The 12,841-nt window shown below is 61.5% G+C and carries 11 protein-coding genes; 8 read left to right on the forward strand and 3 right to left on the reverse strand.

All coding sequences use genetic code 11. The features are described 5' to 3' along the window. Nucleotides 1-98: 98 nt before the first annotated feature. Nucleotides 99-254: a hypothetical protein gene (locus FVP60_RS13120; protein WP_187240678.1), complete on the reverse strand. Its 156-nt coding sequence runs from the start codon at nt 252-254 to the stop codon at nt 99-101. A gap of 644 nt (nt 255-898) precedes the next feature. On the opposite strand from FVP60_RS13120, the gene FVP60_RS12875 reads away from it, so the two are divergent. Both FVP60_RS12875 and FVP60_RS12880 read left to right on the forward strand, forming a co-directional pair. Then, complete coding sequence (locus FVP60_RS12875; protein WP_187240679.1) at nt 899-1,681, forward strand: Abi family protein; 783 nt, start codon at nt 899-901, stop codon at nt 1,679-1,681. Between the two features lie 207 nt (nt 1,682-1,888). Then, entirely contained in the window at nt 1,889-2,209 is a 321-nt protein-coding gene (locus FVP60_RS12880; protein WP_187240680.1) for a hypothetical protein, read from the forward strand. Between the two features lie 268 nt (nt 2,210-2,477). Here the strand turns inward: FVP60_RS12880 and FVP60_RS12885 are convergent, their stop codons facing one another. Then, nucleotides 2,478-3,383, reverse strand: a complete 906-nt coding sequence (locus FVP60_RS12885; RefSeq protein ID WP_147826707.1) for a MurR/RpiR family transcriptional regulator — start codon at nt 3,381-3,383, stop codon at nt 2,478-2,480. Continuing rightward, nucleotides 3,380-4,474, reverse strand: a complete 1,095-nt coding sequence (locus tag FVP60_RS12890) for a serine hydrolase domain-containing protein (RefSeq protein WP_187240681.1) — start codon at nt 4,472-4,474, stop codon at nt 3,380-3,382. The genes FVP60_RS12885 and FVP60_RS12890 overlap by 4 nt, the downstream gene beginning before the upstream one ends. 141 nt (nt 4,475-4,615) lie before the next feature. On the opposite strand from FVP60_RS12890, the gene FVP60_RS12895 reads away from it, so the two are divergent. Genes FVP60_RS12895 through FVP60_RS12920 form a run of 6 tightly spaced genes read left to right on the forward strand, consistent with a single transcriptional unit; the run spans nt 4,616 to nt 12,600 of the window. After that, nucleotides 4,616-5,575, forward strand: a complete 960-nt coding sequence (locus tag FVP60_RS12895; RefSeq protein ID WP_147826709.1) for an N-acetylmuramic acid 6-phosphate etherase — start codon at nt 4,616-4,618, stop codon at nt 5,573-5,575. Between the two features lie 39 nt (nt 5,576-5,614). Continuing rightward, the gene (locus FVP60_RS12900; protein WP_147826710.1) at nt 5,615-6,904 is read left to right on the forward strand and encodes an ABC transporter substrate-binding protein; all 1,290 of its coding nucleotides are present in this window, start codon (nt 5,615-5,617) and stop codon (nt 6,902-6,904) included. 23 nt (nt 6,905-6,927) lie between these two features. Next, nucleotides 6,928-7,884 (forward strand): carbohydrate ABC transporter permease, encoded by a 957-nt coding sequence (locus tag FVP60_RS12905; protein ID WP_147826711.1) that lies wholly within the window; start codon nt 6,928-6,930, stop codon nt 7,882-7,884. After that, on the forward strand, nt 7,884-8,783 hold the full coding sequence (locus FVP60_RS12910) for a carbohydrate ABC transporter permease (RefSeq protein WP_246132621.1): 900 nt from the start codon (nt 7,884-7,886) through the stop codon (nt 8,781-8,783). The genes FVP60_RS12905 and FVP60_RS12910 overlap by 1 nt, the downstream gene beginning before the upstream one ends. Continuing rightward, nucleotides 8,780-9,799: an N-acetylglucosamine kinase gene (locus FVP60_RS12915; RefSeq protein WP_147826712.1), complete on the forward strand. Its 1,020-nt coding sequence runs from the start codon at nt 8,780-8,782 to the stop codon at nt 9,797-9,799. Before FVP60_RS12910 ends, FVP60_RS12915 begins: the two co-directional genes overlap by 4 nt. Continuing rightward, nucleotides 9,796-12,600 (forward strand): FAD-binding and (Fe-S)-binding domain-containing protein, encoded by a 2,805-nt coding sequence (locus FVP60_RS12920; RefSeq protein WP_246132622.1) that lies wholly within the window; start codon nt 9,796-9,798, stop codon nt 12,598-12,600. Before FVP60_RS12915 ends, FVP60_RS12920 begins: the two co-directional genes overlap by 4 nt. Nucleotides 12,601-12,841: the final 241 nt, after the last annotated feature.

Consider the following 12,841-nt stretch of genomic DNA (forward strand, 5'->3'; position numbering starts at 1 on the left):
AGACCGACTCGGCGGCTTGACACCCATCGAATACGAAACCAAAATCAACACCAACAAGGCCCTCGCGGCCTAAACCACACCTGTCACCAAAACGTGCGTCAGTCCCTGATTGGCTTCGTGTTGAGCTGCGCTTCCGTGAGCGCGGCCTCGTACACAAGAGTGGCAGCCTGGGCATCTTGGGCAGCCTGGTCGTAGTCGCTGAGAGCCTGACCGTGAGCCGACACCGCCTTATCGTGCACCCGACTCTCGGCCATCGCAGGAACTCCCCATGCAACAGCACCGGCAATAGCGATAGCTGTGACAGCCGCCGCGGAAAGTAGCGCCGTTCGCTTCTTGTCCCTACGGTCAGAAACCAACCGAGGCGTGAACGCATCCACGTTCTCCAACAATGCTTCTTCCCCCCTGAAAAAGTAACGACCATGTCTACATATCAAGAGGGACAGATCCTCGATTCATAACGCGAAACGAGAAACCTCATGCGGGATTTGTTTTACGACGTCTCGTCGCACATACGCATCCGATCGAACACTGCTCGCTTTGAGGTGTCCGCTACGTGCTTCCGATCCACGTGTGAGTCGATCGATTATTTGGGAACGTACAGTCCCGCCGATACTCAACCACTCGCCCCACAAGGCTCCGTACATGAACCCCCTCGGCCCCGCACCCCAAGACATCGGAATCGACGACTTCCGAAGGTGTCTGTATCAGAACGGGATGGGCGGGCATGGACAGTACGCCCGAGCCTTCCAGTCTTTGGCCTATAAGCCTATAAGGCGCAAGCCATAGTTCGCTATGGCTAAACAGTGAACGCCACCGCTTCAGCGTCGTAATGCACTGAGAGAAGTGGCGTTCAAACCCCACTGAGGGGGAGTTCGAACTAGACGATACTCTTGAAATCGTGCTCGGTCAAATTCGCAACTCAGGTGACGCAACGGCAATCCAGCAGACGATCCCCAACCCTCGCTTTCAGCGGTACACGTCTGCCACTGGCGGCGCAGTGTTGCCTGCCGCGCGCCTATACGTTCTCGATGCCGAGCTGCGCGGAGCACTCCTAGAGCTGATCCACTTCACCGAAATTGGGCTACGCGAGAAACTCCATCGGACGCTAAGCCATCAATATGGGCCCTGGTGGTTCCGGGGCAAGACCGTCACTCTCGACGACCGAACACGTCAGCAGTTTCGCGAGGCATCCGCGCGGCTTTCAGGGACGCTCACACCTGAACGGGTGATCGCCGAAGTCAGCTTTGGGGCTTGGGGTGACTTGCTAGAGGTTGGCGGAACGTCGGACGGATCATATGACTCCCTCGCAGGCCGCGCAGATTACGAAGCCGATCTTTGGGACGGTCGGCTTGACGCTGTGTTCAAGGGCATCGCGTCCACGCGCCAAAGCGCGGCCTCATTGGTGCGACGAGTCCGCCGGTTGCGCAACCGTGTCGCTCACCACGAATCGATCGTCTACGGTGTGCATCAGCCCGGCGAAAAGGACTCGCGGGGCCACACGAAGCGGCAGGAGCCGCTCGCGGCACTCGCAGATCTTCGATCTCTGATGCTACATTTCTGCCCCGGTGCAACAACGTGGTTACAGACGTGCGATCACGCTGCCGAGCTCTTGCAAGACTCACTCGCAGTCGATGCTCTCGCCCATACCAGACAGTCCCGTAAGAAAACCGCATGGTTCTAGCAAAGCGGGTTGGCGGCTGACCTTCGTCCTATGCTGTGCGCCATGGGGATTTCAACTACGGAAAGTGCGGGCGGCGGTCGATCGACATGGCCAACGTTCGCGAAACGGGGCTCTGTGGCAGTCCTCTTGGGACTCGTCACAATGCTGTCGCTAGTCGGCTGCTCGCAGCCCGATGGTGATCACACCGTGATTGAAGGAATAATCGCCGTGAGTAAAGCAGAATCGGGCGACAACACGCTCGGCAGCATGACCAATTTTGAGTGGGAAGAGGTGTACTTCTTTCCCGAAAACACGGCGGTCGACAAGATACAAGCGAACACGGGAGTTGAGCTACGGGGAGGGTTACTGTCCGGCGACCACCTCTACAACTCGACCCTGGCGTTTATCAATGACGGGATCCTGGTGAAGACGATTCAGACTCTCGGCGCCCCGCTGGACTTTGACTCAGCCCATATCTTCACGTCTTACTCGTACCCGGGTGAACTCGAAGTTCGCGGTCCAGCCGTCTATTTGACTCGCTCTGAGTGACGCTCGTCGGGATCGGTCGAAGGCGTCATCCTATAATTTGCCGCAGAACCCGGCACCGGAGTGGTGAGCTCTCAAACGTCGACAGGGATCCCCTCCATGAGGATGTGCTCTGCGAATGAGCTAGCGGCGGCCAACCTGTCCTCCTCCGAAACATACTGAAAGAGCGGCATCTCGACGGCTTCGGCAGCCGCGACCGCCGCTGCCGTGTACCTCCCTGAGGTAAAGACCGGGGTTGAGAGTCGCCACAACGCGCGCGCTACCTCGGGGGTTAGGAGGCCGGGCTGGTCGGGGCCGACGGGTGGTGATTGACGCTCAACCGGTGGGGCTGCACGGCCTCGTAGGTGCGACGCAGGGAAGTGGCTGCACGATCGAGCTGGCTCTGCAGAAGGCGCACAACGACAAAGTCGACGAGCGCCATTTGCGCAATGCGGCTTGCCGTTGCCCCAGAACGCAGGGGCGTCTCACGCGCCGACGTGGTAAGAACAAGATCGGCCAGTTCGGCCAATGGTGAATCAGGAAAATTGGTGATGGCGACCGTCGTGGCACCGGCAGCTCGAGCGATCTCCAGTGCCTGATACGTCTCGACGGTGAGGCCGGAGTGTGAGATTCCGATGGCAACAGAGCTGGGGCTGCTCAGTGCGACCGAGGTGAGCGCCAAATGCGCGTCGACCCAGAAATAAGTGGTCAGGCCGAATCGGTGCAGTTTTTGATGCAGGTCTTGGCCAGTGAGTCCGCTGGAGCCGGCGCCAATGATGTCAATGCGAGACGCGGCGCTGATGGCCGCAACAATCGCGTCGAGCGCTTCGAGATCGAGTCCCCTGGCAGTCTCTTCGATCGCGCGAACCTCTTGATACGCCACCTTATTGACGACATCGAATGCACTGTCTCCGGGTTCGATGTCGGCGTCGGCCACACGAAAGTGCTCACGCGCTGCCTCTTCGCGACTGCTCGCAGAAACCAGGGCCAAGCGAAACTCTTTGTATCCGCTGTAACCAACGGCCTGACAGAAACGCGCCACGCTGGCCTGCGACGTTTCGCACCGACTCGCCAACTCGGTGATGGTGCATCCGGCCACCACGCTGGGGTTATCTAAAACGAAGGCGGCAATGCGCTTCTCTGTCTTGCGCAGCGATGGCAACCGTTGGCGTAGCGAGATGAAGACATCCGCGGTCATTCTGGCTCCTCGGTGTGTGCGATGGCATCGGCGATGGTGGCACGCAAAACACGAAGATCCGTTCCGTCGCGAGAGGGGTGCACACGGTTTGACAAAAATACCACTGAACGGTCGCCGTCAGGCTGGGTCAACAGGCTAGTTCCGGTGAAACCGGTGTGCCCGATCGCACCACTGTTCGCGAATGTCCCCATCCATGAACGGTCGCCCACACGTGCACCCATCGCCTGACCATAGCCGGGGTGGTTTGCGATCGTGGCGGGCAGCTGATCGGTGGAGAGCATCGAATGAACCCACGGCGCCAGAATGGTGTAGCCGTCGTGCAAGCCGCCGTTTCGCAGCAGCTCAGCAAACGTCAGCAGTTCGCGAGCCGAGCTGAACAGCCCGGCGTTTCCGGCGATCCCGCCCAGCGCCCACGAGGCCTCATCGTGAACGTGGCCGTGCACAAGCCCGCGTGCCGGCGAGCGTTGAAACTCGGTCGCAGCAATCGGCTCACCAACAGCGCGAGCGGATGGCGTGAAACCGGTTCGGGTCATTCCGAGCGGCTCGAAGATCGCGCGCTGCATACTCTCATCGAGCCGTTCGCCGGTGATCGACTCGGCGATGAACCCAGCCCAGATATAGCCAACGCAGGAATAGAGGTGGGTCGAGCCGGGCGAAAACTGTGGCCGCGTCGCGCGAAACCGGTCGGCACTCGCCGCGTCTGGTGCGGCATCCCGCCACTCGGCGGCAAAGCCTGCGGTGTGGGTGAGGAGGTGCGCAACGGTGATGTCGCGTGCAGCCGCCGCCCCAAGCTCCGGAACAAAGCGGTGCGCGGGCGCATCAGGGCGCTCATTGCTGTGATCGAGGGCGATCAACACAGCCGCGGCTGTGAAGAGCTTGGTGAGAGAGGCAACGTCGAACAATGTGTCGACGGTGACGGGGTCGCTTTCACCCGACCACGGGGTGCGGGCGTCGTCAGCCCACGCGATGGTCTCGCCGACGCACTCCTGAGTGGTCACAACCCCGCTCTCGGCTGCCATCACCACCGCGCCGGCGAATGCCGGAACCACGCCATGGTGCGCCGTCAAGAGGAGGTCGCGGACGCGTGTCATGACCTCATGGTTGCACAAAACGCGCCTTTCAGAAAAAAATCCCCAAAGAACTTCCATTTTCTGAAGCTTTTGTACATACTCGTATTCAACGACACAGCCGTCGGGCGCGTGGCGACAATTCGATGGGGGATTCCAAGCGGTATGGGTAGTACAGACCAGGCACAGAGTGGGGCGTTTGACCCGACCCTCGAGGGTGACGCGCTGCTGCCCGCGACCGAGCGGCGCCTCGAAGCATCGCTCGGCATCGACGAACTGACGACGGCAGAATTCTTGACCCTCTTGAACGAGCAAGATCGCACCGCGATCGATGCGGTGGCTGCGGTTATCCCGCAGGTCGCCGAGCTGGTGGAGTTCGCCGCCGCCCGTTTTGTGCAGGGCGGCCGCATCCACTACTTCGGAGCCGGAACCTCTGGACGTCTAGCGGTGCTCGATGCCGCAGAACTGCTGCCGACGTTCAACCTCGAACCCGACCTTGTCGTGGCGCACATTGCCGGCGGCGAGCGGGCTCTCATTCGCGCCGTTGAAGACGCCGAAGACTCCCCGCAGGAGGGGCGCCATGCGGCAGCCAGCCTCGGCCCCCTCGACGTTGCCATTGGCCTCACCGCGTCGGGAAACACACCCTATGTGGGCGGAGCTTTGTCAGCGGCGCGTGAAGCGGGCAGCGTTACCGCCCTGATTTCCTGCAACGAGTTCGCGTCCCTGGCTCCACTGGCCGATGTCAATGTCGTACTGCACACCGGGGCAGAGGTAATCACCGGTTCCACTCGCCTGAAAGCGGGAACCGCGGAGAAGCTTGTGCTCAACGGATTCTCGACGGCGCTCATGGTTGCCGTCGGTCGCACCTGGTCAAACCTGATGGTCTCGGTCGTGGCTACAAATGAGAAGCTTCGTCGCCGCACCATCCGCATCCTGATGCAGGCGACTTCCCTCGACGAACAGGCCGCCCGCGAGGTTTTGGCCCACTGCGATGGTGAACTAAAGACAGCCATCGTTGCAACGATCGCCCGTGTCGATCCTGAGCACGCGCGTTCCGCTCTCGCAGACGCCCAACAATCCGTGCGCGGCGCGTTGCACCTACTTGACGCGCCGCCGCGTTCATAACACTTATCCCGCACCATCACAGAATCAAAGGAGAAACAGATGAGGCAACGATCACTAGCCGTCGGCGCGATCGCCCTGAGTTCCGCATTGTTGCTGAGTGCATGCGCCCCCAGCGCATCCAGCGGCGGATCGGCTGACCCGAGTGCCGAAGAGGTTACCCTGACCGTGTGGTCATGGCGCACCGAAGACATCGAGAAGTACAACAAGATTTTCGACGTCTACGAAGAAGCACACCCCGGCGTCACCGTCGAGTTCGAGGCATTCCAAAACACGGAATACAACCAGATCCTCACCACGGGATTGGCCGGCAGCGACGGACCCGACATCCCGATGGTTCGCGCATACGGCCAGCTGCAGCCGAACATCCAAGCTGGTCAGCTCGAGCCCATCGACGGCAAGGTTGAGGGGCTCGACGCCATCGCACCCAGCGTTCTGGCTGGAGCCAAGGGCAAGGAAGACGGCAAGACCTACGCGGTCCCGCTGGCCACCCAGACTCTGCAGATGTTCTACAACAAGGGCATCTTTGAAGAACAGGGTCTCGAAGTTCCGACGACGTGGGATGAGTTCATCGCGCTGAACACGGAACTGAAGGACGCCGGCATTACGCCGATCGCGCTCGGTGCAAAGGACGCGTGGATTCTCCCGATCTTCGCCGACATCGTGGGTTCGGCTCGTTACGGCGGAACCGACTTTGAAGCCGCTGTCTTGGACGGCAGCAAGGATTTCACCGACGCCGACTATGTGGCATCGTTGCAGGTCGTCTCCGACATGCAGGAGTTCATGGTTCCTGACGTTGTTGGCGTGAGCTACGCCGACAGTCAGATTCAGTTCACTTCGGGCCAGGCAGCGCAGTTCCCGGGTGGATCGTTCGAGATCGCCACGTTCACGACCCAGGCTCCCGACATGGAGATTGGTTCCTACCAGGTGCCGCTGCCCCCGAAGGCTGTGTCGGACACCCCGATCAGCCCCGCCTACGCAGACGGAAACTTCGCCATCAACTCGAAGTCGAAGAATAAGGACGCAGCGTTTGAGCTGCTGAACTGGATGGCGACGGCAGAATTCGGACAGCTCGTCGCAGATGAACTGAACCAGTTCTCGGCAATCCCCGGTGTCAACTACGCCGACCCGGTCATGAAAGAAGCATGGTCGAACTACCAGGATGGCCCCGCGTCATACCTGCTGCTGGTGAACTTCCGCTACGGCGAGCCGCAGGGCACCGCCGTCTTGGGTGAGCAGATTCAGAAGATGTTCATGGGCGACGCTGACCCGACGTCAGCCGCAACCGCACTGCAGACCGGTGTCTCGCAGTGGTTTACGCCGACCCCCTAGTCGACGTCACTTCATAGGAGGAAATGAGGACCATGTCCGTGATCAACCCGCGCAGGGCGCGTACCCGATACGCCGGTATCGCCCTGTCGAAGACCACGGGCATGGTCTTCGTTCTTCCCGCACTCATCCTGTTTGCGATCTTCATTCTGTATCCGCTGCTGACCGCGCTCAGCTACTCGTTCTTTGACTGGACGGGCATTTTGCGCGGTGACTTCAGTGGCTTAAATAACTACGTCACGCTGTTCACGACGCTGCCCTACAGTGAGCAGCTCCCGAACGCGTTTATGCACAACGTGGTGCTCTTCATCGGCGCCATGCTTTTCCAGAACACCATCGGGCTGGGGCTCGCAACGCTACTTCACCGGGTGCGTCGCTTCAAGCGGTTCTTCCAAACCATGTATACCCTGCCGTATCTGGTCTCGCCCCTCGTCGTAGGCTACCTATGGTCACTTATGCTCTCGCCGCTTTTTGGCCCGGTCAACAGCATTTTGCGCGGTATCGGACTGGGCGATCTCGCGCAGCCATGGCTGGGTAACCCGCAGACGGCGATCTGGGTGGTTGTCTTCGTCACCGCCTGGCAGTGGGTCGGCTTCCCTGTGCTCCTCTATGGTGCAGCGCTCGGCGGTATTCCTGAAGAGATCGATGAGGCTGCCTCGCTGGATGGCGCATCATCATGGCAGCGGTTTCGTGACATCACCTTCCCCATGCTCATTCCCGCCATCGGTACTGTGAGCGTTCTGACCTTTATCGGTGCGATGGAAGCCTTCGCGATCCCCTACGCCCTCGGCGGATCGCAAGGATCGCCGGCCGGGGCCACCGACGTGCTCAGCCTGATGTTCTACCGCACCGCGTTCGAATCAGGATCGACGAATGCGATTGGCACATCGTCGGCGATCGCGACACTCCTCTTCCTGTTTATCTTTGGTGTTTCGATCTTGATCACGTGGCTGCTCAGCCGCGCCGAACGGAGACTTTACTAGTGGTCACCCTGACTTCTTCACCCGTGGCCGAGACAGCTCCGCGCCAAGCGCGTTCCACCGCGCCGCGTCGCCGTCGCAACAAGCCGACCCTGGGCGGAATCGCCGCATCCAGCTTCTTGTGGATTTACGCTGCCGTCTCTATCGCGCCGTTGCTGCTGATGGTGAGCAACTCGTTGCGCACCACACAAGACATGGCAAAAGACCCGCTGGGACTGCCGCTCAGCCCGAACTTCACGAGCTACCAAAAGGCGTGGGTCACGGCGTCATTTGAGACTTACTTTCTCAACTCCCTCTTCGTGACCATCGCCTCCGTCGTGATCTCCACGGCGGTCTCCCTGCTGGCTGCCTACGCTTTTGCTCGAACCAAATCGAAGCTGTTTCGCACCCTGGAGGGTCTATTCCTCTCCGGCTTGATGTTGCCGGTGTACCTCGCGATCCTGCCCCTGTTCTTCCTCCTGGACAGTCTCGGCATGGTGAGCAACCTGTGGAGCCTGATTTTGGTTTACGCCGCGCTGGGTATTCCGTTCTCCACGTTTGTTCTGGCCAGTTTCTTCCGTCAACTACCGATCGAGCTCGATGAGGCGGCGCGCTTAGATGGCGCCGGAGCGTTCTCCACGTTCTTCCGCGTTCACCTCCCGCTGGTTAAGCCCGCCATCGCGACGGTGATTGTGTTCCGCTTCGTGCCGGTATGGAACGACTTCTTCTACCCGCTGATTCTTATTCGCGATCAATCGGCCTACACCTTGCCGGTGGGTATCACCCGCTTCTTCGGTGAGTATCAGACAGACTGGGCTACCCTGTTTGCCGGTCTCACTCTGGCGACAATCCCCCTTGTCATCCTCTTCCTGGTGGCAACCAAGCAAATCGTCTCTGGTCTCACGGCGGGGATGAGTAAGTGAGCGGTGCGTGGGTTCTCGGCATCGACATTGGCGGAACCGGGAGCCGCGCGATCGCGGCAGCCGTCACCGATGAGCCTGGCGAGACCACGCACCCATCCAGCGAGTCGCACACCCTGGTGGGCGACGCCGTACAGGTAACGACGACGGGTTCAACGACGCTCGACACCGCGCACAAGCTGATTGATCGCGCGCAGCGCGAGTTCACCGATCGGGATCCCGAACAACTCCGCGGCGTCGGCATTGGGGCGACCGGAATGGCAACCCTCGTGGCTGACCCGACCCAACTGCTCGCTGAAATCTCCGCACAGGTTGGCGTCCCTGTCGTGATCGCGGCCGATGCCATCACAGCGCATGTGGGCGCACTGGGCGGCGCCGCTGGCGCTGTGATCGCCGTGGGAACCGGGTCGATCGCATTCGGAACCGACTTTGCCACCACCTGGCATCGCGTGGATGGATGGGGGCATGTGCTTGGCGACCGCGGCAGCGGGTCCTGGATTGGCATGCACGCGCTGCAACGAGCACTAGCGACGCATGACGGCGTCGCCCGAGGCGGCGGAGCTCTGCTGGCAGCCGCCGTCCAGCGATTTGGTGACCCGGAGACCTGGCCCGGACAGATCTACACGCGACCGGACCGCGCGGGAGTCTTGGCGTCTTTCACCCCCGACGTCGCCACCCTCGCCGCTGGCGGCGACGATCAGGCACGCCAGCTTCTGGCGGAGGCCGGAACCCACGCGGCGCAATCGCTGGCTGCCGCCCTGGTTCCTTCGTTGCCGCAGCGCGCCGCCTACGCTGGCGGCCTGTTCGCGGCCGGTGAGGTGTTCACCGAGGCATTCCAGGCCGAGTTCGCGAGACTACGCCCGAACGCCACCGTGACACCGGCCGCAGCAAACCCGCTGCATGGTTCCGTTCACCTCGCGCGCATGATGCTCAGCAAGCACCAAACGCTCCCGCAGCGCGCGCCCTACCTATGGCACAACGCCCCTTTCGCAACGGCGTGGAAGACGGACGACACATGACCACGATGACCACGATGACCACGATGACCACGTCGACCCGTTCAATCGACCGTCGGGCGATGGCGCATGATGCCTCCCACTATTACCTGGTTCCGCAGGTCGTGCACCGCCCGGCAAGCATCACCGACATTGCCGACCTGTTTCGGAGCGTTCGAGCGCGACAGCAAACACTCACGTTTCGCTCGGGTGGAACCAGCCTCAGCGGACAGGGCGTCACCGACAGCGTGCTCGCCGACACACGCTCGGCGTTTCGACAGATATCGATCCTGGATGATGGTGCCCGAGTCCGTGCGCAGCCAGGGGTGACCGTTCGCCAGGTCAATCAGCGGCTCGCGAGGTTTGGTCGAAAGCTCGGCCCCGACCCTGCCAGCGAAGTTGCCTGCACCATTGGCGGGGTCGTTGCGAACAACTCCAGCGGCATGGCGTGCGGCACGCACCACAACAGCTATCGAACGCTGGAATCGCTCATCGTGGTGCTGCCGAGCGGAACCATCATCGACACATCGCGCAGCGACGCTGACGAGTTCCTGCGCGCCCACGAACCCGAGCTCTACACCGGGCTCATTCGCCTGCGCGATCGGGTACGCAAAAACCCCGATTCGGTACGCCGCATCGCCGAGCTCTTTGCGGTGAAAAACACGATGGGCTACGGGGTGAATTCCCTGGTCGACTTCGACACACCCGTCGACATTCTGGTGCACCTGATGATCGGCAGCGAGGGAACCCTCGGCTTCATTGCGGAAGCGACCTTTCACACGGTTCCGGCCCATCCGCATGCCTCGACGGCCCTGGCCCTGTTTCCTTCGCTTGACGCCGCGACCGCCGCGCTCCCGGCGATCGTCGCCGAAGCGCCGGCGACGATCGAGCTCATGGATGCGGTCTCTTTGCGCGTTGCGCAGACACTGCCGCAACGCACGGCAGGCATCGATGCACTGGCCGTTGATGGCCATGCAGCACTGCTGATCGAGCATCAGAGCGAAAGTCCCGACGAGGTCGCCGACCGCTCCGCGCAGACCGCGACGCTGCTGCGTTCGTTGACGGTGAACGCCTCGAATCAGTTCACGACAGACGCGGCAGTTCGCCAGCAACTGTGGTCGATTCGCAAGGGGTTGTACACCACCGTCGCGGGCTCCCGCCCGTCGGGAACCACGGCTCTCTTGGAAGATGTCGCGGTTCCGGTCGAGGCTTTATTGAGTACGTGTGCTTCGTTGACCGGTCTGTTTGACCGGTATCAGTACGAAGACAGCGTCATCTTTGGTCATGCCAAAGACGGCAACATTCACTTCATGCTGAACGAGCGCTTCGATGACCTTCGGAGCGTTGATCGATACCGCGCCTTCACCGACGACATGGTCGAGCTGATTCTGCAGAACCGCGGAACGCTGAAAGCCGAGCACGGCACCGGGCGCATCATGGCCTCCTTCGTCCGCCGCCAGTACGGCGACGAACTGTACGCAGTGATGCGCGAGATCAAGAACCTATGCGACCCCGATGGCGTCTTGAATCCGGGCGTTGTGCTCTCGGAGGATGACGACGCGTATTTGCGTGATCTCAAGGTGAGCCCGACGGTCGATGCCGAGGTGGACCGATGCGTCGAATGTGGGTACTGCGAACCGGCCTGCCCGTCGAAAGACCTGACGCTCACGCCCCGTGGACGCATCGCGATTCGCCGAGAGATGGCAGCCGCCGATGCCCGCGGGGACGAAGCGTTGCTCAAGGAGTTGCGCCGAGACTACGTGTACGACGGCGTCAACACGTGTGCGGTCGACGGCATGTGCCAGACCGCTTGTCCCGTGGGGATTAACACGGGTGATTTGGTACGGCGATTGCGTGCCGAGACGGACAGTGCGATCCAGGACCGCGCATGGTCGGCCGCGGCTCAACACTGGGGTGGCGTCACGCGAGCGGGCGCTGCCGCGCTTTCGGTTGCGGCTGCGCTGCCCGCAGCGCTGCCGCGCGCAGCCACCATCGCCGCGCGAGCGGTGGTGGGCGGCGATATCGTGCCCCTATACGACTCGGAGCTGCCCAGCGGCGGGATCCCCCGGAAAGCGCTAGCCGCGGAGAACCCGGTCGCGGTCTACATGCCTTCGTGCATTGGCGCGATGTTTGCACCGCAAGAGGCCGGTTCCGGTATCGGCGTCATGGATGCGTTCTTGCGCCTGTGTGAACGCGCGAACGTCGCGGTGCGTGTTCCGGATGGCATCAGGTCAATGTGCTGTGGAACCCCGTGGAAGTCGAAGGGCCATACCCGCGGCTACGACGTCATGCGCGAGCGGGTTTTGCCCGCCCTTCTGGCGGCGAGCGATGACGGTGCCCTGCCGATCGTGTGTGACGCGGCGTCGTGCACGGAGGGGCTTGAAACGATGCGCGCGCACGCGAATGCGGTCGGTGGAAACTTCGCGCGCCTCCGGTTTGTTGATTCGGTGCAGTTCGCTGCGGATCACCTCGTCGACAACCTCACCGTCGCAGAGAAGCTGTCCTCGCTAACCCTGCACCCGACGTGCTCGTCAACGCATCTTGGGCTGAACGATGACCTGTCGGCGATCGGAGCGATGATCGCCGACGACGTTGCCGTGCCTGCGAGTTGGGGGTGCTGTGGCTTTGCTGGTGACCGCGGCATGCTGCACCCCGAACTGACCGTATCGGCGACGGCGCACCAAGCTGCAGAGGTGCGTGATCGGTCTGCCGACGCCCATGCATCACTGAACCGCAGTTGTGAGATGGGGATGAGCCGGGCAACGGGCAAACCCTATCGGCACATCCTGGAGCTGCTCGAAGAGGCTACACGCCCAGGCATGTGACCGGGGTGGGGCGGCTCGTGACTATGACGGGTTCGCGGTGTGTGCGAGTCCCGCTTTGCGCATAGCGCAGCAGGTAAATGAACTGGGTCTTTCATTAAGTTGATGGAGTGCTTTTCAGGAAAATGAAAATGAGAAGGGACTGACGCACGTTTTGGTGACAGGTGTGGTTTAGGCCGCGAGGGCCTTGTTGGTGTTGATTTTGGTTTCGTATTCGATGGGTGTCAAGCCGCCGAGTCGGTCT

Origin of the sequence: Microbacterium mitrae (genome assembly GCF_008017445.1) — a bacterium.
GTDB classification, from domain to species: Bacteria; Actinomycetota; Actinomycetes; order Actinomycetales; family Microbacteriaceae; genus Microbacterium; species Microbacterium mitrae.